Here is an 18127-nt window from a genome sequence, read left to right on the forward strand (position 1 = left end):
TGATGCTCTGATTTTGAATCCATCTCAAAACCCGTCGTTTGGCTTGACAGGAAACACGCGGAGGCGCAATTTAAGAAAATCACGTCAACCCGTGAATACGAGAAATACCACCCTATTGGAGTTTCACATGAACCAGCATCCCCTCAACCCCACCGAAGCAAACGCGCGTCGTAAGAACCGTGCCCTTCTCGCGTTCGCGCTCGCTGGAGCGGCGGCGCTGTGCGTGACGTTGCCCAAGGTGACGCATGCCACACCGGGCGGCGCTGGCTGGCAGGGCAAGTACACCCTCAGCATTCCGGCCGGCCGCGTGGACCAGTTCGTCCACTACCCCTGCCCGGCGGCCTATCCGGTGGCCGTGAGCGGTGGGTTCCTCCCCAACGCAGCGGCCAAGGCGGGAATGGTCGTCCTCGGGAATGGGCCCCGTCTGGACCTCTCTCCCACAGGCTATAACGAGTGGTCCTGGATCATCGACTGGCCGAATGGTGCCCCGGCGGGTTCGGTGATCACCTTCGACGTGTATTGCGTCGCCGGACCCCAGTAGTGATGTGAGACGGGGCTCGAGGGGCCAGCTTCCGACGAAGATGGCTCCCGAGCGACCCCGCGCCCCCTACTGCCCGAGCGACGAGGGCGGCGGCTTGGCACTGAACGAGGGCAGGTAACACTCCCCCTGGTACTCGAAGAGGGAATCCGGGCACGGGGCCTTGAGTTTGTGAGGCGCCCAGCAGGCGCCGACGAGCTCGACCTCGGTGTAGGGTATACAGGGCGGGCGCTTCTGTCCTTTGAGAGGCTCTTTCGGCAGAGGTCGGGCGAGCACGGGTTGCCCCGGAGGGGTGGTGTCCGAAAGCCACGCGCCGAAGTCCGACGTCTCGACTGCCGCGGGCACCTCGTGGCTCGGGGGCACTGGTAGGGCTCTCGGGGATTGGGAGACGCGGGCCAGACACACCAGCGCGAGGAGCAGGACGCATCCCGTGACGGCGCTCGCCACGCCCCATCCCAGACGCCACCGGAGGCGGGGCTCGTGGGGGGCGGACACGCCGCGGACCATGCGCCTCACTTCCTCGAGCACGCCTTCCAACGTGAGCAGCAACGACTCCGCCGACTGCCTGTCCTGGGCCCTGGCCCAGTCGGTGTGCTCCACTTCCATGGCGGAGTAGCCTCGTGAGCCCCAGGAGCCGAGGAACACCCGCCAATCCTTCCGCGGTGCCTTGCCCTCCTCGGCGGCGTGTTTGCGCACCAGGGCCGTGGCCCCGCTCGTCTCGTTCGTGGCCAGATAGAGTTCCTCCTGGCTGTCGTCGGACTGCTGCACCTGCTCCTGAATCAGGTACGGCCCCACCCGCTCTGCTCCCTCCCCGCTCACTTCGGGCTTCTTCTTCTCGTCCATGAGTGCTCCTCCCTGGCCTCCCCGACTGCGGGTGGCCAAGTGCTCTTGTTCGCATGGACCGACCCCTACTTCCAGGAGGTACTCGGTGCGCCAAGTGGGGGCCTACTCGCGGGTACGCCGGGGAAGATGTCAAAAGACTCGTTCCGACACCTCGTCTCCTCTACGAATCGTCTGACACCGTTCCTGGCTCCTAGAGGTGCGAACCCGATGAGGCACTCACCGTAGCCATCAAGGCAAGCACCCAACACGACGCACTGGGTTGGTACCGCCACTGCGGATGCCAGGACTCAACCCAACCGAGAAGCGCGATGGCACCTTCTCAGCTACACTTCCGTCAACCAAGGCTGGAGAGGCCCCCGAGCCAGCGCTACCTCGCGGAAGGGACACGGCATGCCTCAACCGGTGCAGGACTTGATGCGCAGAGGCTTCGTCAACCTGACGCCTTTTGCCGCTGACATGAACCCGGTGTGCGTCAAGGACTCCAATTTCAAGACCAGCACGGGAGACGAGGCCGGCACCAACAAGGGAGTCGCATCCGGCAAGATCCAGGGCAAAGCGGAGTTCATCAACTACTCGTTCGATGTCAAGTTCGAGGGCAAGAACGTGGCGCGGGCCTTCGACTTGATGCTACACAATGACAAGAACACGCCACCGGCTCCGGTGATGCAGCCGCCGCTGATTGCCTTGGGGCAATCCTCCTCGGACCCGGATCCGGAGGCTGTCAAGCTCAAGGTGGAGTGGAAGGATGGCAATTAACCCCGAGCAGGTACACGAGGCGGTGGCCATCGTCGAGTATGAGAACTGGACCAGCAGCGGGGCCACCAACCACCGGGTGATGCGCATGGGCCACGTGCAACCCTGGCGTGGATGGGCCGAGAACAACCGCCTCGAGACCACATGGAATGCCATTCCTCAGGGGAAGGCGGGCGGCCCCAAGCCGTTCCCTACGGAGGAGAAGCCCATTGGCAGTGGCACGAGCAAGGATGTGAAGCTGACATGGAAGGTCTGGGATGACTCCAACAAGCTGACCAACAACGAGCTCGAACTCTACTCCGTCATGCGCGCCGAGAGGCGCTACATTGGTGAGGGATATAAGAAGCTGGCCTCGAAGTACGTCAACACCGTGTCCTCCTCAGGCGGATCGACCATGACCGTCGAGAATTGTGGTGTGGACAGCTTCTTCTGGCGTAACAGTGACCAGAGCTGTGTCTTCTGCGAGTCCAAGTTCACCACGAACATGCGCATCTATGCCAGGTGGAGGCGCAACCCGCGGAGTGTCTGGCAGCGCCTGGGGAGATACGAGGCCAACGGCAGACCTTGCCGGCAGATGAGCTGGGAGTGGATCGGGAATCGAGCCAGCGAGGCATTGAGAAATCCCGCTGGCCTCCAAGGGCTCCCTACCTCCCAGAAGGCATCGATCATCGAGGAGAGCGTCCGGATGCTGAGAGCCGCGATAGGCAGACGCGGCAGGCGCGTGGTCAACATCTATGGCGCCGCTCAAGTGCCCGTCTATCCTGGCGTCTACTTGTTCGTCTTGGGCGAGGGCGGAACTCCCTCTGTCAACGAACTGAGCATCGAGTGGCCCTTTCCCCAGGACCCACAGGAGTTCATAGAGCTGGGGCAGGACTTTGAAGACTGGCTGCAGAGACAACCCTCCCACGTGTCTTCACCTCCCCCCTCCCCCATCATCAGCCGCTAAGGCCATTATCGCATGTCAAAGCAAGAGCTGCTTGAAGACTCGTTGCTTAGCATCAATACCGCCGTAAGGATGTTCCTGAGAGAGGACATCACCCGCCCCTACGCAGCCTGTAAGAACCTCGGTGGCTTTCTGTGGAGCCTGGTGGGCATGTACCGCTGCCGCGCCGTGCTTCACTTCCTTCTGCAGGCGGACGTGGACGGCTACTTCGAGGACCTGCACCGGGGGGCGCTGACGTACCTCACACTCCTCAAAGCCTACTACCAGGGATTCGATGTGGACAGAGCGCGTGTCAATGCCTACACAGATGAACCGCTGTTGTGCGCCATGGCCGCGGGTAACTTCGAACTCGCTCATGAAATCGATGTGCTCATGCCCAAGCAACTGAACGGGCCTGACGGGCAGGAGTTCCTCACTTATACAAACCTGCTGCGTGCGCTGGCCAGCGGCGATGAGCCGCTCACCCTCCGGGCGTTCCAGGAGTTTCAGCGCACATGCACCGGCAAGTTCCGGTTTGATAGGGACATGGCTGTGCTGGCAAGCTTGGTGCACAAGGATGCTGCGGCTTTCAACAAGGGCCTGCTTGAGTACCTGAGCCTGTTCGATCAGCTTTCTCCAGAGGAGCAGCAGGAACTGGATCCCGGCGCCGGCGACATCGACATCAAGGCCCTGGCGCTCATACAGGTGGCGCGGCGAGCTGGCGTGCCGCTGACGGTGGAGCACCGGATGCTGCCTCCGGAGCTGCTCGAGCCGCGCATACGCATACCGCAGGATGGCTACCCGGCCTGGCCTTGAGCGGGGAAGATGTCAAAGGACTGGTTCCGACACCTCGTCTCCTCTACGAATCGTCTGACATCGTTCCTGGGGCCGCGTTTACTCCGCCCCGGTGCGGATCCTCGATACGTCTCGAAGCGGCGGCGCACCAAAGTGCCTTCGGTACTCGCGCGAGAACTGCGAGGGATCGTTGTAGCCGACGCGGAAGCCCGCCGTCGCGGCGTCGAGGTGCTCACCGAGCATCAGACGCCTCGCCTCCTGGAGGCGAAGCGTCTTCTGGTACTGCAGCGGGCTCATCCCCGTCACCGCCCGGAAGTGAAGATGCAGGCCCGATGAGCTCATCCCCACCACCTTGCAAAGGTGTTGGATGCGCATCGGCTGGTCGAAGTTCTTGCGGAGCCATGCGATCGCCCTGGCAACACGATGGGCGCGACCGCCGACAGTGGCGATGTATTGGAGACACGCGGCCTGGCCCCCCACGACAAGCCAGTAGACGATCTCCTGCAGCATGAGCGGTGCGAGCACCTGAGCGTGCTCGGGCGTATCGGCGAGGCGCACGAGGCGCAACACGGCATCGAGCAGCGGCAGCTCCAGGGCGCGGATGTCGAGCCCCTTTGCGGGAGTCGCACCTGTCTCCGGCGACGGCGTTACATTCGCGAGGACGGAGCCGATAAGGGCAGCGGAGAGCGGGATCCGCACGCAGAGGAACGGCGCGGCCTGTGACGCTTCCACGACGCGACCGGTCACCGGAAGAGCGACCGAGTTGAGGAGGTAGGCCGTATCGCCGTAGGCGAGCTCCTCACTGCCGACCACCACGAGCTTCTTCCCCTGCGCGACCACGACGAGCGCCGGCTCATACAGCACGTGCATCGGTCCTGTCGGCTTCGACGTGCGTCCGAGATAAATCGAAGGAAGAGGCGAACGCTCTCCATCATTGGGAACGTGGCGCGCGATGATCGCCGCGAGCTCGCGGCGGGCGTCGGCGAGGGCGGAGCTCGCGGCGCGGGTCACAGATTGAGTCCGCTGGAGAATCATTCAAGACTCCTCGAGGCTCGTTCTATGCGGTGGCCCATGGCGATGCAAGGCAGGGTGCTCGCGGATCGCCTCGTCAATGGAGGCGATTGGAGGATCATCCAAGACTCTTCGAGGATCGTTCTACCTGCTGAGCCCTCCGAGGCGTAGCTTGGAGTCAGCTCTTTCAACGCTCGCATCACGAGACGTCACGTGAGGTTCTCCATGCAAAAGAGAAGGCTCGGAAAGAATGGTCTTGAGACATCGGCTCTCGGTCTCGGAACCATGGGGATGACCATGGCCTACGGTTCGGCCAACAACGACGAGAGCATCGCCACGATCCGCCGCGCCTATGAGCTCGGCATCACGCATTTCGACACAGCAGAGCTCTACGGCAGGGGCACCGGCACCAACGAGGTCCTCCTTGGCAAAGCAGTCAAAGGATTCCGCGACAAGATTGTCATCGCGACCAAGTTCGGGTTCGACATTCCGAACATGACTGCCACGCGCACTCCACTCGACAGTCGGCCGGAGCGCATCCGCCTCGTCGTCGAGAACAGCCTTCGGTACCTGCAGACGGACTACATCGACATACTCTACCAGCATCGCGTCGACCCAGCGGTCCCGATCGAGGACGTCGCCGGAACGGTGAAGGACCTCATCTCCGCTGGCAAGGTGCGCTTTTTCGGAATGAGCGAGGCGGGACCTGCCACTCTTCGGCGCGCACACGCGGTGCAACCTGTCTCGGTCCTGCAGACCGAATACTCACTCTTCGAGCGTGCGGTCGAGCGCGACGTGCTTCCCGTGACTCGTGAGCTCGGGATCGGCTTCGTGCCGTACTCACCTCTGGGTCGAGGGTTCCTGACGTCGACAGTCAAACCTGCCGCCGAATACGAGGAAACAGACATGCGGCGCTGGGACGACCGCTGGCAGGGAGCGAACTATCAAGCGAACGTCGCGGCCGTGGAACAGCTTCGACAGCTCGCAGCCTCGAATGATTTGACGATCGCGCAGCTTGCTCTCGCCTGGCTTCTGGCGCAGGGAGACGACATCGTGCCGATCTTCGGGACCAAGAATCGTTCACGACTCGAGGAGAATGTCGGCGCGGCGAAGGTCTCTCTCTCTGCGTCCACGCTCGCTCGGGTGGCGGAGCTCCTCCCGAACGGAGGTTCCGGCGCGCGCTATTCGCCGGGTCACATGCCCTCCTGGACGTAATGCGGCAACCGCCGGCGGGCATATGCCGACCGAGTTACCCAGTAGCGCCCAGGGTGACGCGCCCCAATTGGTGCTGGGGTGGGCCCGTGGTGCGCTGCGAGAGTTGCAAGGACGAGCTTCTCGTCGCCTTCTCGTGCAAGGGGCGAGGGGTGTGCCCGTCCTGCAACGCGAAGCGCGCGCATGTAACGGCCGTGCACCTGGTGGAGCGGGTGCTGCCGCACGTGCCTGACGGCCCCGGTGGGGTGCGCGCCATTCTGGACGCCCTTCTTGGCCCCTCTTCACCTGCCCGCCTCCCTTCACTGGGCCCCCCATGCGTCCTATCCTCGACCTGCTGGTGGGGGATGTTGAGCGTGAGCAGGCTCCTGTCGACGAAGCGAGCGTAGTCGGCCACGGGGAAGACGAAGAGGATGCCCGAGCCTCTTATCCCGTGGAAGCGGCCCAGGCGGAGGATGACGCCGCGCTCCCACTGCGCGGCTACGCGCACGATGCGGCTGAGGAGGAACGCGGGAATCGCCGCAAGCACGAGGCCCACGGGCAGCGCCACGCCCACGTCGGCGGGGCCCGCGAGCGCTCCGCCCACGAGCGTGAAGACGCCGGTGAGCACCAGCCAGACGGAGAGGAACACCACCAGCCGCAGCAGGCGCCCGAGCGAGACACGCTCACTGGCCGGCTGTGCGTACTTGTGCCGCACGACGTTGACGTACTCCGCCGCCTGCTTCACCTGCTCGATGTTCATCTGGCTCACGCGGGGACTCTCCCTGAGGGCACGTCATTATCCCTATCTGCGAGGACCCATCATGTTCTGCGCGAGACAATTGCACCCGCGGTGAAGGCTGGGATAATATCGGGCGCTTGGCTGAGCCTTTTGAGCCGAGGTGGTGCCATGGGCATTTCACGGCGACTCACGCGGATACCCGCACTCCTGCGGTTGCTTGGGGTGGTTCTGCCAGTGCTCTCGGGATGCAGCATCAACCATTACCAACCCAGCCACTTCCAATTCACCACCATCGTCGAGAAAACCGAAGCAGGACCGGGTGGCTGGCGGGCCGCGTGCATACATGCGACCGTAGTCAACAAATCGACCCTGGAGCCTTATTTCTGCCAATTCGGCGTAGGAATGCCCATCGAAACTGAGACATTCGGGTTGGTATCCGAGCCGCTTGCCCAGCGAATCGCTGCCGATTGTGCCAACGAGGCTTTGAGGGAGGTGATCGCCTCCCCCTCCTCTCCACTTCCTGGCCTCGTCTGCAGGCAATTCACGAACACGTTTCACGTTGTTCTGAATCGCGCCGTGCTTGGCTCGAAAGTGACGGGCCAGTGCGAAGAGGAAACAAATCCCATCCGAGTTGAGCTCTAAGCCCATGCCAATTTCAGCGGAAGAGTTGCTTTCCATCGTTCGGAACTACTGGCGTTCGGACCATGAGTTTGATGGCAAGTTGGAGAAAAGCCCTGAGCTGAAGAGGTTCCACGCCGCGTGGAAACAAGAGCTCAAGAAGCTGGATCAATGGCGCGTGCTCGTGCGCGAGCTCAGGGCGGCGCTTCCGCAATTCCATATCGGACATATCACGGCCACCTCTACTTCCTGTTTCCGCTGTATCGTGTATACGGATCTGCAGCCTGTGGAGGCGAGTCATGAGGGTGGGCCGCGGGAGCGCCGCTGGGGTGTTGTCGGCTGCCTCAGCATCCTGGCGCCTGTCTATACAGTTTATGGCCTGCACTATGACTACAAAGGTAAAGACGTGATCGCCCGTAAGGTCTTTTTCGATCCGCTTCCGCCCGAGATGCAGGTGCCTGCGGAGGTCGTTGGCAGGAAGATCGAGGCGATGTTCGGGGCTGAGGCCCTTCCTCGCGAGATCGCCGAGACTCGAATCCCACTCATCGTGGATCTGCTGGAACCGCCTGATACCACGCTCTTTCATGCGCTCTTCGCGACTGATCCTGAAAACGTGCCTTTATAGCGAGCCTCGAGGAGCCCCCCCCCGCGGGCTCCTTGGTACGCCCGTCAGCAACCCCACCCACGCGTCAGCGCTGCTTGAGGCCTTCGCGCCAGGCGAAGGCAGCGGCCTGGGTGCGGTCTTCCACCTGGAGCTTTCCGAGGATGTTGCTCACGTGGGACTTCACCGTCTTCTCGCTGATGCCCAGCCGCCGGGCAATGTCCGTGTTGGTGAGGCCGTCGGCGACCAGCAGCAGCACCTCCCGCTCCCGCTCGCGCCCTCAAGTGCTCATCGACATCGACCAGAGAGCCCACTTCGCCAGCAGCACCATGTGCTGCTGGCGAAGGTGGCCCGCCGCGTCAACGACGATGATGTGATGCACCTGCTGAAGATGGTGCTGAAGGCGAACGGGGAGCGCGGAGTGCCGCAAGGGGGAGTGCTGTCGCCCGTGCTCAGCAACCTCTACCTCAACGAGGTGGACCGGATGCTGGAGCGGGCCCGTGAGGTGACGAGGGAGAAGGTGAGGACGCACGTGCAGTACGCGCGTTACGCCGACGACCTGGTTGTCCTCGTGGACCCCACCCGCGGATACGCGTGGCTGGAAGGAGCGGTGGTCCGGCGGCTGAGGGAGGAGCTCGGCAAGCTCGGTGTGGAAGTGAACGAGGAGAAGAGTCGCGTCGCCGACCTGACCAAGGGAGAGGCGTTTGGCTTCCTGGGGTTTGAATTCCGCCAGATACCCACGAAGACGGGGAAGAGGCGACCGCGGTATGTGCCCAAGCTGAAGAAGCGCACGGCACTGCTGCGCAAGCTCAAGGAGGAATTCCGACGCCACGTGTCCCAGCCGGTGGACCGGGTGATACGAGTCATCAACCCGATTCTGAGGGGCTGGGTTGCGCACTTCCGCTGAGAGCCTATAAACGGGCACGAAGCCGGAAACGGCGGATACGGCCAAGAGCAGCCTGCACACCACCGCGCCAGCCCTCGACCCTACCCACTCGCGGCATCCGCTTCTTCTTCGGCTCCTGCCTGACCGCTGCCTCAGGTGCCACGCTCGCCCCCCTCACTTGCTTGGGGGAACCTGAAAACGTATGAATCCGAGCACGCCACAGTGAAAAATTCCCAACGTGATGCTAAGTCTCTTCCTAAAATCTCCCGGGGAGTGAGTGTTTGGATCCACGGAGTCATCACGAAGTTGCGACCCATGCCACATTGGAAAAACGAGCAACTGCAACTGCTGCTTAACGAACAGGAACCCCAGAAACTCTTCAAGCTTGCCGTTGAACTGGTGCAGGGCCTGGAGATGACCTATCTCGGCCTCACCCTGCACTTGCAGGTCTCCGCCCATCCCCCTCAAGTCGTCCTGTACAACAACTACCCCACTGAATGGAACGCCCGCCTCCAGGACGCCGACTTCTTCAGGCAGGACCCGGTCGCTTCCCTGTGCCATCGTTCCACGCTTCCGGTGCTCTGGCGCGATGAGCTATACCGCGAGGTGCCGCATTTCCGTGAGGCAGCGTGCAATCACGGCTTGCGCCATGGCTGGACCCAATCCGTGCAGGACCTGCGGCACAACGAAAGCCAACTGAGCGTGGCCAGGGCTAGCGGCGAGATCGGCACCGCCGAGTTCTACGAGAAGAGCTCCCAGGTCCTCTGGTTGTGCAACACCTTGCATACCCTAATCAGCGAGCATCACCTGTCCCTCCTCGCCCCGGAGCCAAGCCTGAGCGAGCGGGAGTTGGAAGTCCTCAAGTGGTCTGCCGCCGGCAAGACCGCCGAGGACATCGCCCACATCCTCTCGTTGTCGACCAGCACCGTGAACTTCCACATCCGCAGCGTGATCACCAAGACCAACGCGGCCAACATGGCCGGCGCCATCGCCATCGCAGCCAACCGCGGACTCCTCTGACAGCGGGTGCCCCGGTTCTTCGCCTGTGCCGGGTGTGGAGGCAGGCGCCGGACATTGGGGCGGCTCGGTGGGCATGGGCAACCATCACTCCAGATTCCGGGTGGAGACATCCTTCCACCCAGGGCTGGTCATGATTTCGGGGTTGTCTCCCGCGAAAGCCGCCCTGGCGGCCGGGTCATCCTTGAGCTGATAGGACATCCAGGCGGTCAGGTAGCCTCTGTGATTGTTTCCGTTTCCTTGAATGGCGTTGTGGTTCGCGTCGATGGCCATCGCCATGGCGGCTGGCAGGGTGGACGGCGCGTTGTCGTAGGCGCGCTTGTTGCTCGAGCGCGGTGAGATGAGCCCATCGCCTGTTCCTCCCATGATGAAGAAAGGAACCGAGATCCTCGAGGTCTCATAGACGTCTTCCGGCTCGCACCAGTGGAGCGCGGGCAGCGCGATGGAGACGACGGTCTTGATGAGCGCTCCAGCGGCGAAATTGGTATGGGCGTTGATGGCGCCGGTGGAGCCCTGGGAATGGCCCGCGATGCCCAGCCGGGTGGGATCGAGCCTTCCGTGGAAGGTGCTGCCCGAGGTGTCGTTCTGCTCGGCCATGTATTGAGCCGCTGCCACCAGCTCCGCTCCCGTCCCGGTGGAGCTGGAGTAGGTATCGATGACGACGAATCCCCAGGTGGCGAGATGGGTCAGCAGACCGTCGTAATCCTGCGGGAGTGCGTAGCTCCCATTTCCCCAGACGATGATGGGATGGCCGGAGGTGAGCTCCTTGGGATGGTATATCTTGTAGAGCTTCTTGCCCGAGCCATCCTGGATGTCCAGGGTGGCGGCCTCGGATGGCCCCGTCTGGGCATACATGGCTTCAATGGGCGCCATGACGGGTGGGGGAGCACCGCATGACGCGAGGAGCATCGCCATCATGCCCAGACAGGTGTTCGCCAGGAGCTTCGTCTTCACCTTGTCCTGGTTGCTGCAGTCCTTCATCGCGATGCACCCCGATCGGCCCGACTTCTCCACGAGTGCATCAGGGTAACATGGACGAGGGCCCGCACTTCACCGAAGTCTCACCTCGTTGGCTTTCAGGCTCGGACGCGCGCTCCACACCAGTTCCCTCAAGCGGGGGCGGAGCCAGGGCTGGAGGAGGAGAGCCCGGCCCTGGCTGCGACGGTGGAGTCGACGAAGGAGCGCACGCCGCGATTGGACTCGCGCGGGTGAAGCACCTCGACACGTCCCAGCGGCTCCGCGGGCGCCTCCGTTAGGCGATGGTCACGGAGCCGGCCTGTCCGGCGTTCCCGCCACTCCGGAACGTGACGTTGGTGGCACCCGGGGCAGGCACGCTGCTCGCGCCGCCGCCGCCTCCTCCTCCCCCTCCAGCGTGCGAGTCAATGTCGGCCTGTCCGCAGCCGCCGCCACCACCAACCGCGCCGCCGCCGCCTCCTCCTCCGGCCCACCCGTGGTTGTAAATCCCGGTGGTACCGCCGCCGCCCCCAGACCCAGCCTTGGTGCCATCGGCCGGGTGCCCGGCGCCGCCGGGCGTATTGGGCATGGTGGGGACCGTTCCTCCCTGGCCGTAGCCGAGACTGATGTTGCCGCCTCCGCCCCCGCCTGTCCCCCAGGCGGAGCCTCCGCCGCCGTTCCCGTTGCAGCTCGTCGCCGAGAGCACATGGCTGCCATCGGCGCCCCCTCCGCCGTTGCCGCCGATGTAGCCACTGCCGCCTACGCCGTTGCCTCCTCCCCCACCGCCGCCGGCGATGAGCAGGAGGGTGGACCCGAGAGAGAGCTGCGTGGCGCCGCCTCCGCCTCCGCCGAAGTGGTCGGCCTTCCCGTCGCCGCCCCCCCCCCCGCCGTTGCTGCCGGGTGCACCCCACGGGGCCTTGTTGCCCGGCGGGACACCGGGCCCGCCCGGGCCGCCGACCGTCACGGTCAGCACCTGACCGGGCTGGACGGGGATCGTGGCCGTGACGCTGCTGCCTGCGCCACCCTGTCCGCCGGTTCCACCGCCGATGCCGCCGCCGCCACCGACGGCGGTCACGGTGATCGACTCGGTACCCTCCGGGACGGTGTAAGTGGTTGTACCGGGTGTTGTGATCTGAAAGCTCATGGGTCGTTTCCTCCAACTGCGTATGGGACTGCGGGGTATGGCTTCTTCCGACTTGTCGGAAGTCCTGAGCAGCACGGGCTCATGGGTGGTGATAGGGAATCGGCACGCCCGGCGGAGTCGCGGGCGTTTGCGGGGGCGTGAAGCACACGTCGGGGAAGGCGCAGACCCGCGATTGCGAGAGCCTTACGAGGCGTTGCGGACAGCGATACCACCTTCCGGGTGGACGGACTCCGGGAAGGTGCGGTCGGCGGTCGGAACGGGCTTCAGGAGACTGATTCCGATGCCGGAGGCGATGTCCCTGTTGATCGGCACCCCGAAGAAGGTTCCGTAGGCCTGAATGTGCTGGGTGAGCACAGTCTGCTCGAAAGCGGAGAGGTTCGGCACCTCGGCTGGCGAATAGCCCGAGCTGAACATCGTGTCGGGCAGGCGCGCGTAGGTCATGCCGGGCAGGCTGTACAGATATTCGACCAGCGGCACGACGCCCCCCTGGGCTGCCTTGCTCAGCGGGCCGTAGAGCGACTGATCCAGGAGCGAGCCCCACAAGATGTCGTTGGGCGTCGTCGTGGGCTGAACCTTCATGATGTTTGTCCAGGCGTGCGGAACGGCGTCGAACTCGTTCCAGATCAACGTATTCCAGAAGCCGTAGCTCGGGTTGACGCCGGTGATGGAGAGCTGCTGGAAGGCCTCGGCGAAACCCGCCCTGAAGCCAGCATCGCCCGGCGAGGGTCCGGCCGTCGGCAGGACGTAGACCGCCTTCCAGGGGCTCGCCGTCGGCTGAGGATAGAGCCACAGTGCCAGGGCCGGAGAGAGCGCACCGCCCAGGCTATGACCGGTGAACACCAGCGTCGCACCAGAGCTGGCGGCGCCCGCCAGGAACGTCTGGAGGTTGGGAGAACCCGCCTGCGAACTGTCGGTGAGCTGCAGAAGGTTGGTGATCCCGAGCGCTGTCCCCAGGGAAACGTTGCCAGCGCTCGACCCCGACGGAGGAGGACAACCGGTCGGCGTAATGCCCGAAGGGAAGGCCACCGTTTTTTTGACGTTCAAGTCAAGTGTGTAGATGTCGTAATGGGACGTGCCGTTCGTCGCGGCTACGCCCACCACATAGTAGTCAATGGCCGTGTTGCGGGCCACATAGAGCGCGTTGTCGACGGTACCAGAGTCATTGTACTCAAACACCGCCGGTCCCCAGACGATCTCCCAAGGGCCGATGTCTCCGACGTCTTTCTGGAAGGCGGCATTGATTCGCTGAGACAGCAACGCCTGCAACTGGGTGGCCGTCTGGCCGGTGACCGAATTCGCGGCGTTCGACAGGATCGACAGGTTGAAGACTGTTTGAACGATGTCGTAACTGCCGCCAGGCGAAACGCTGGGCACGGATTTCATGGGTCTCCATTCCTTTGAGCGACGCTGGGTTGCGGGGAGAGCGCCAAGGGCTGTGTCGCTCTTGTGGATGCATATCCTGGAGGCTCTCCCATGAAATGGAAGTGACGCACCTCACACGCGGCGTGTGAGGTGCGTCACTGTGCCCGGATCGGTCGGATGGACGAGACGGCGCACGAGCTCAGCGGCGTGCGCCGCGCACTTCGATGTTACGGCGCTCAACGCTCGGCACCCTTCGGCCCCATCTGGGGTATCCGCATTCCGCTCTTCCTCGAGTAGACAATCACCTTGAACGGGTTGAAGTTCTGATACTTCTCCATCAGCTTGAGATAGGTGAGCGACTCGACGTGCTTCAGGCGCTCGCTCTCCGGAAACTGATTCCGGGTCCATTCGAGGGCGCTCGCCGCAAGCTCGTGCTTCCCGTCGGCGACCATGCGTTCCACGGCCTTGGCCAGCTGCTCCTCGGATACGCCGAGATAATCGACCAGCATGGAGCCGCGATCGGCACGGCTGACATAGTCGACGCCCTCCAGGTCGGGCTGCCAATAACCGGAGATCTGGTGGTAGAGGCGGTTGATGACGTTCTCGCGCAGGACCAGATAGGGAACGTGGGCGCGCGCGTCCTCGGAGAGGAGCCCGGGTGGGATGAGATTCGCCTGCTGGAGCGCGGTGCGCTCCATGCCGCGCTGGAACGCCGCGAGAACCTCGCCACGAAGCCAGGCAAGATGGGACTTCAGCGTCAACAACACGGCGGGCTCCGCGAAGATCCGGGTCAGGGGCTCATGGCCGTACAGAAGATGCCGGGGGTTCTTCCGCGCGACCACGTCGATGGTGTCCAGCAGGCCGTCGAGGCTTCCCTCCTGGAGGAAAGGCGCGCCGAGGTACGGCATGATGAAGTCGCCGGCGAACATCACCTGATGATCCGGTAGGTGGATGAGCAGCCCGTCGCGGGTCTCCCCGCCCCGCACCGGAATGAACTCGAAGCGCGTGCCGCCGATCCGGAGCTCGGTGTCGCGGTCGATGGTCACGTCGGGCTTGAAGCTCTCCACGTCCCGAATGCTGAAGCGCTCGCCGAAGAACTGCTCGAGGAGGAGAGCCGGCGCGCCCAGCATCAGGGCCAGCTCCTCGTGGTAGTTGTCCCTGGCGTAGATCTTCATGCGCGGATTGAGGCTGCGGAAATAGGCATGCCCTCCGATGTGATCCCAATGGGCATGAGTGACCAGGACGGTGGTGAGCGCGGGCAAGCCGGGTGCGTGGACGCGTAGCGCCTCGTAGGCTGCCTTCGCGGAGTCGGGGCGCGTGCCCGCATCGATGCTGATCAACTCCCTGCCATCGTCGGAGACGACGAAGTAATACTCGGTGAACTCGAAACCCGAGAGTGCGAAGACCTTGCCGGGAACGACTTCGGCGATTCGCTTGGAAGAGAACGTATGGCCCGCCGCCAGATCCAGGCCGTTCGCCATCGTCAGGGTGATGGGTTTGCCGAACTCCGTGTAGCCACTGAGACGCAGGTGTTCGCGGGCTTTCGCTTCGTCGCCGTCCCCGCGGTACAGGCTCGCGAGCTGATAGTAGACCTCGCGCAGCCACCCGGCGTCCGGCGCCTTCTCCGCGTTGGCGAGACACCAGGTCAGGTCTGATAGCGCCGCCTCCTTCTTCCCGAAGAGCGCGGGCAGCTGCGCATGGACGACGCCGGCCATCCACCGCACGACAAAGACGTTGCCGCCCGAGAGGCGCCTGGCCTCCTCGAGGATGGCGATCGTGTCCCGGACCCATCCAAGCCGGCTGGTCACCGCCACCTCGTCCGCATGCCCTGCCCGCAGGACGCCGATGGCGGAGAGATAGAGCGCCTTCTGGACGTCCGACAGGTGCGGCTCGAAGTCCCTCAACAGCACCGAGAAGAACTCCGCACCCTCCCGATGCAGGTGGGCATTGGCGTACTGGCCCATGAGCAAGAAGATCAGCTGGGGATCGGTTGCCGGCCCCGCGCGGTTGACCACCTTCAGATACTCGAGCTCGGGCCGATGCGGCGCGCTCGCAGGCGGGCTCGAGGCTCGGCCCTTTACGACCCATGCAAGCGATGCCCCGGCAAGCACGGTTCCCAGGAGCCAGCGAACAGAGGTTTTCATGATGGGATCCTCGATAATGAACCTAGTGTCCGGCTGCTGTTGATGACAGCCGCGCTTCGCAAGGTGGGTGGCGAGCGCCCGCTGCTTGGATGGCCCCGTGGAGGCCTTCCAGGAACTTGCGCGTTCCGAGGCCCCCCGCAGCGCGGGGCACGCGGTGTACGCTGTACTTTCCCGCTGGATGTCTTCGCCTGCTCTGGTGTGCAGGCCTCAGGAGGGTGCTGGCATACCTGCCCAGTCCACTCGCGCTGTCCGCTCCTTCCTCGTTTCCTGCCGCGCAGCTGCCTGGGGCGCCTCGCTCGCCTCCTCCGCTCCCTCTTGGGGGAACGGTGTGGCCCCGGCAGGCCCGGCGGTCATGTGACGAAGCCGCCGGGGCGTGGGACGAAGAAACGCGAAGGGCGCCGCCCCCATGAAGGAGACGGCGCCCCGGTTTCAACGAGGAAGCATGCGCGCGGCTACGGCAGACGCAGCTTCATCACGAAGCCATCCGGGTTGCCCGTGAGGTTGACGCCCCCGAGGTTGCCCTCCGTGAACCCGCCGAGGTAGGCGTACCCGGAGTCATCCACGGAGATGCCGTGGACGTGGCTGTACTGCTCGGTGCTGCCAGTCCGGGCGAAGTCCTGCTGGGTGAGGTACAGCCGGTTGCCGCTCGTGTCGTACTTGGCGATGTAGCTGTGCGCCATGGAATCGGGGGAGGACGGGTTGGTGAGGTCACCCGAGCCGACACCGCCGATATACACGCCGCTGGCGTTGAGGGTGAGGCTGGTGCCCCACGCACCATTCGGGAGGCCGAACTGGCGCACCCACTGCCGGGTACCGGAAGCGTCGTACTTGACGAGGAACGTCTGGTCCGTGGTGCCACTCGTGGAGCCGTCCATGCTGCCGTAGCTGTAGCCCGTCACATAGAGATTGCCCGCCGCGTCGAGCGCCGAGCCATACAGGTACGAGGAGCCCGCCGCCGCGCCGTACTGCCGGGTCCACTGCTTCACGCCCGCCGCGTTGTACTTGGTGATGAAGAAGTCCTGGGGACCCACCTTCACGTTGCCGTCCAGCGCCTCGTCCGTCCAACCGGACACGTAGACGTTGCCCGCGGCATCGGCGGAGGCGCGCCGCCCGTGCGTGCGCGCATTCGCCACGCCCACCGTGCGCGTCCATTGCTTGGTGCCCGCGCTGTCGTACTTGGTGACGAAGGCATCGCTGACGCCGATGCGCGTGTTGCCATCCAGGTTGCCCTCCGTGGCGCCCACGAGGAACGCGTTGCCCGCGGGGTCCACACCCACGCCATAGGCCTCGGTGCTCGCGCCGGAGGCGCCAATCTGCCGAGCCCACGCCAACGTCCCGCTGGAGCCGTACTTCATCACGAAGGCGTCGTAGCCCGTCCCCGTCTTCGTGCCACCGGCGAGCGCCCCGCTCGTGAAGCCGCCGACGTAGATGTCGTCGGTGGTGCCGGAGACGCGGTTGCGTGCGACGGCGTAGCCGGCCGTCAGGTTGCCCGGCACACCCATCTGCCGCGTCCAGAGGACGTTGCCATTCGCGTCGTAGGCGTGGAGGAACGCGTCCTGGTTGCCCACGAGCGGACCCGGCACGGCGCCGTTCGACATGCCCACGGCGTAGTTGCGCCCCTCCGGGTCACCCGTGAGGTCGTTCACGCGGGTGACCTTGCTCGCGGCCCCCTGGAGGCGCGTCCAGACCGGGAGTCCCTCGGGCGCGCAGCCGATGAACTCCACGTTCCCCAGGGAGATGACCACGATGCCCGGGGTCGGGTCATTGTCGTCGGAGAACGCGAGGAGGTAGATGGAGTACGAGCCGGGATTGGCCACCGTGTACTCACGCCGCTCGTGGCCCGCCCAGCCCGTCTCGTTGGTGCGCGAGTCGACGGCGACGGGCAGCTGGCTGAGCTGGCCATTCCACCCCCACAGCACCCACGACTTGGGTGCGCGCGTGGTGATGCTGCCATTGGAGTAGCGCAGCGCGTACCTGGTGACCCGCCTCCTGCCATCGTTCCATTGGTACGAAAGCGACGCGGTGGTCTGTCCCTCGGCCGAGATCCACATGCTGGTAAGGCTGGAGTCGAACGCCTGCCATGCCGCGTAGGAGCTGCTGAAGTCCCCGCTGCTCCCCGCGGAACCGCTGGGCGAGGTGGCGCTCGTCATCGGCGGCACCAGGCTCATGAAGCAGCCCAGCGCCTGGGCGCGCTCGGCGCTCGGGGCGGGTTCCGCGACCGGCTCCTCCCCCTGACAACCGGGAATGGCCAGCAGGGCCATGGCCCCCGCCAGCAGGGTTCTGCGAAGTTTCTGCGCGACTCTCATGAGAACTCCTTGGGTTCGCGTGCGTCATGCACGGGAGTGGGGCGCTTGTAGGCCATTCCCCCCGGAGCGCCCGGGACGGATGTGACGCAACCGCCGGGGCGCGGGACGAAACCGCCCGCGCGCGGGACGAAACGAGAAGGGCGCCGCCCCCTAAGGAGGCGGCGCCCCAGCTTCAACGAGGAAGCGTGCGCGCGGCTACGGCAGGCCCAGCTTCATCACGAAGCCATCCACGGCCCCCATGCTTCCTATCCTCAGAGGCCGTGTTGAGGGCATGTGACCCAGAGCGGGCTGTTCTTTCCTGTA

17 protein-coding genes and 1 pseudogene are annotated in these 18127 nt (G+C 64.4%); 10 read left to right on the forward strand and 8 right to left on the reverse strand.

All coding sequences use genetic code 11. The annotated features are described in order from the left end of the window. Window positions 1–127: 127 nt before the first annotated feature. Window positions 128–541 (forward strand): hypothetical protein, encoded by a 414-nt coding sequence (locus DAT35_RS48795; protein WP_108076237.1) that lies wholly within the window; start codon window positions 128–130, stop codon window positions 539–541. Window positions 542–607: 66 nt separating this feature from the next. Here the strand turns inward: DAT35_RS48795 and DAT35_RS48800 are convergent, their stop codons facing one another. Further along, window positions 608–1381, reverse strand: a complete 774-nt coding sequence (locus DAT35_RS48800; protein ID WP_108076238.1) for a hypothetical protein — start codon at window positions 1379–1381, stop codon at window positions 608–610. A gap of 414 nt (window positions 1382–1795) precedes the next feature. Between DAT35_RS48800 and DAT35_RS48805 the strand changes: the two genes are divergently transcribed. Genes DAT35_RS48805 through DAT35_RS48815 form a run of 3 tightly spaced genes read left to right on the forward strand, consistent with a single transcriptional unit; the run spans window position 1796 to window position 3872 of the window. Then, a complete protein-coding gene (locus DAT35_RS48805) occupies window positions 1796–2137 on the forward strand; it encodes a DUF4150 domain-containing protein (RefSeq protein ID WP_233262168.1) in 342 nt (113 codons plus the stop codon). A 22-nt stretch (window positions 2138–2159) separates the two neighbouring features. Continuing rightward, window positions 2160–3080 carry a hypothetical protein gene (locus DAT35_RS48810; protein ID WP_108076240.1) on the forward strand — a complete coding sequence of 307 codons (921 nt, stop codon included), beginning with the start codon at window positions 2160–2162 and terminating at the stop codon, window positions 3078–3080. A 12-nt stretch (window positions 3081–3092) separates the two neighbouring features. Further along, the gene (locus DAT35_RS48815) at window positions 3093–3872 is read left to right on the forward strand and encodes an Imm49 family immunity protein (protein ID WP_108076241.1); all 780 of its coding nucleotides are present in this window, start codon (window positions 3093–3095) and stop codon (window positions 3870–3872) included. 78 nt (window positions 3873–3950) lie between these two features. On the opposite strand, the gene DAT35_RS48820 is transcribed toward DAT35_RS48815, so the two are convergent. Next, complete coding sequence (locus DAT35_RS48820) at window positions 3951–4886, reverse strand: AraC family transcriptional regulator (protein ID WP_108076242.1); 936 nt, start codon at window positions 4884–4886, stop codon at window positions 3951–3953. Between the two features lie 201 nt (window positions 4887–5087). Here DAT35_RS48820 and DAT35_RS48825 point away from each other — a divergent pair, with 201 nt between their 5' ends. From DAT35_RS48825 to DAT35_RS48840, 4 genes are read left to right on the forward strand one after another with little or no spacing between them, the layout of a single operon-like run. Beyond that, complete coding sequence (locus DAT35_RS48825; RefSeq protein ID WP_108076330.1) at window positions 5088–6077, forward strand: aldo/keto reductase; 990 nt, start codon at window positions 5088–5090, stop codon at window positions 6075–6077. Then, window positions 6077–6460: a transposase zinc-binding domain-containing protein gene (locus tag DAT35_RS62565; protein ID WP_108076243.1), complete on the forward strand. Its 384-nt coding sequence runs from the start codon at window positions 6077–6079 to the stop codon at window positions 6458–6460. Before DAT35_RS48825 ends, DAT35_RS62565 begins: the two co-directional genes overlap by 1 nt. Then, entirely contained in the window at window positions 6388–7434 is a 1047-nt protein-coding gene (locus DAT35_RS48835; RefSeq protein WP_146210192.1) for a hypothetical protein, read from the forward strand. The genes DAT35_RS62565 and DAT35_RS48835 overlap by 73 nt, the downstream gene beginning before the upstream one ends. A gap of 4 nt (window positions 7435–7438) precedes the next feature. Continuing rightward, window positions 7439–8035 carry a hypothetical protein gene (locus DAT35_RS48840; protein ID WP_108076245.1) on the forward strand — a complete coding sequence of 199 codons (597 nt, stop codon included), beginning with the start codon at window positions 7439–7441 and terminating at the stop codon, window positions 8033–8035. Window positions 8036–8099: 64 nt separating this feature from the next. On the opposite strand, the pseudogene DAT35_RS48845 reads toward DAT35_RS48840, so the two are convergent. Next, a pseudogene (locus DAT35_RS48845) lies at window positions 8100–8273 on the reverse strand (response regulator transcription factor); the annotation flags it as partial. Between the two features lie 69 nt (window positions 8274–8342). On the opposite strand from DAT35_RS48845, the gene DAT35_RS48850 reads away from it, so the two are divergent. Both DAT35_RS48850 and DAT35_RS48855 read left to right on the forward strand, forming a co-directional pair. Continuing rightward, window positions 8343–8918 (forward strand): reverse transcriptase domain-containing protein, encoded by a 576-nt coding sequence (locus DAT35_RS48850; protein ID WP_199243234.1) that lies wholly within the window; start codon window positions 8343–8345, stop codon window positions 8916–8918. Window positions 8919–9212: 294 nt separating this feature from the next. Then, window positions 9213–9917 (forward strand): autoinducer binding domain-containing protein, encoded by a 705-nt coding sequence (locus DAT35_RS48855; RefSeq protein ID WP_108076247.1) that lies wholly within the window; start codon window positions 9213–9215, stop codon window positions 9915–9917. A gap of 84 nt (window positions 9918–10001) precedes the next feature. Here DAT35_RS48855 and DAT35_RS48860 read toward each other — a convergent pair whose 3' ends face one another. The 5 genes from DAT35_RS48860 to DAT35_RS48880 all read right to left on the reverse strand — a co-directional run bounded on the left by DAT35_RS48860 (window position 10002) and on the right by DAT35_RS48880 (window position 17824). Then, the gene (locus DAT35_RS48860) at window positions 10002–10895 is read right to left on the reverse strand and encodes an alpha/beta hydrolase (protein WP_108076248.1); all 894 of its coding nucleotides are present in this window, start codon (window positions 10893–10895) and stop codon (window positions 10002–10004) included. A gap of 271 nt (window positions 10896–11166) precedes the next feature. Beyond that, window positions 11167–12012 (reverse strand): IPTL-CTERM sorting domain-containing protein, encoded by an 846-nt coding sequence (locus tag DAT35_RS59515; RefSeq protein WP_158502191.1) that lies wholly within the window; start codon window positions 12010–12012, stop codon window positions 11167–11169. A gap of 183 nt (window positions 12013–12195) precedes the next feature. Next, on the reverse strand, window positions 12196–13395 hold the full coding sequence (locus tag DAT35_RS48870; protein ID WP_108076249.1) for a hypothetical protein: 1200 nt from the start codon (window positions 13393–13395) through the stop codon (window positions 12196–12198). A 215-nt stretch (window positions 13396–13610) separates the two neighbouring features. After that, on the reverse strand, window positions 13611–15518 hold the full coding sequence (locus tag DAT35_RS48875) for an MBL fold metallo-hydrolase (protein WP_108076250.1): 1908 nt from the start codon (window positions 15516–15518) through the stop codon (window positions 13611–13613). 452 nt (window positions 15519–15970) lie between these two features. After that, on the reverse strand, window positions 15971–17824 hold the full coding sequence (locus tag DAT35_RS48880) for an SBBP repeat-containing protein (RefSeq protein ID WP_108076251.1): 1854 nt from the start codon (window positions 17822–17824) through the stop codon (window positions 15971–15973). Between the last annotated feature and the right edge of the window lie 303 nt (window positions 17825–18127).

The organism is Vitiosangium sp. GDMCC 1.1324, assembly GCF_003044305.1.
In the GTDB taxonomy this organism is placed as follows: Bacteria; Myxococcota; Myxococcia; order Myxococcales; family Myxococcaceae; genus Archangium.

Coding starts and splice junctions, on each gene's coding strand:
- DAT35_RS59515 (WP_158502191.1), bottom strand. CDS start 12,012: ATGAGCTTTCAGATCACAACACCCGGTACAACCACTTACACCGTCCCG.
- DAT35_RS48840 (WP_108076245.1), top strand. CDS start 7,439: ATGCCAATTTCAGCGGAAGAGTTGCTTTCCATCGTTCGGAACTACTGG.
- DAT35_RS48800 (WP_108076238.1), bottom strand. CDS start 1,381: ATGGACGAGAAGAAGAAGCCCGAAGTGAGCGGGGAGGGAGCAGAGCGG.
- DAT35_RS48835 (WP_146210192.1), top strand. CDS start 6,388: ATGCGTCCTATCCTCGACCTGCTGGTGGGGGATGTTGAGCGTGAGCAG.
- DAT35_RS48795 (WP_108076237.1), top strand. CDS start 128: ATGAACCAGCATCCCCTCAACCCCACCGAAGCAAACGCGCGTCGTAAG.
- DAT35_RS48805 (WP_233262168.1), top strand. CDS start 1,796: ATGCGCAGAGGCTTCGTCAACCTGACGCCTTTTGCCGCTGACATGAAC.
- DAT35_RS48855 (WP_108076247.1), top strand. CDS start 9,213: ATGCCACATTGGAAAAACGAGCAACTGCAACTGCTGCTTAACGAACAG.
- DAT35_RS48880 (WP_108076251.1), bottom strand. CDS start 17,824: ATGAGAGTCGCGCAGAAACTTCGCAGAACCCTGCTGGCGGGGGCCATG.
- DAT35_RS48820 (WP_108076242.1), bottom strand. CDS start 4,886: ATGATTCTCCAGCGGACTCAATCTGTGACCCGCGCCGCGAGCTCCGCC.
- DAT35_RS48875 (WP_108076250.1), bottom strand. CDS start 15,518: ATGAAAACCTCTGTTCGCTGGCTCCTGGGAACCGTGCTTGCCGGGGCA.
- DAT35_RS48825 (WP_108076330.1), top strand. CDS start 5,088: ATGCAAAAGAGAAGGCTCGGAAAGAATGGTCTTGAGACATCGGCTCTC.
- DAT35_RS48860 (WP_108076248.1), bottom strand. CDS start 10,895: ATGAAGGACTGCAGCAACCAGGACAAGGTGAAGACGAAGCTCCTGGCG.
- DAT35_RS48815 (WP_108076241.1), top strand. CDS start 3,093: ATGTCAAAGCAAGAGCTGCTTGAAGACTCGTTGCTTAGCATCAATACC.
- DAT35_RS48870 (WP_108076249.1), bottom strand. CDS start 13,395: ATGAAATCCGTGCCCAGCGTTTCGCCTGGCGGCAGTTACGACATCGTT.
- DAT35_RS62565 (WP_108076243.1), top strand. CDS start 6,077: ATGCGGCAACCGCCGGCGGGCATATGCCGACCGAGTTACCCAGTAGCG.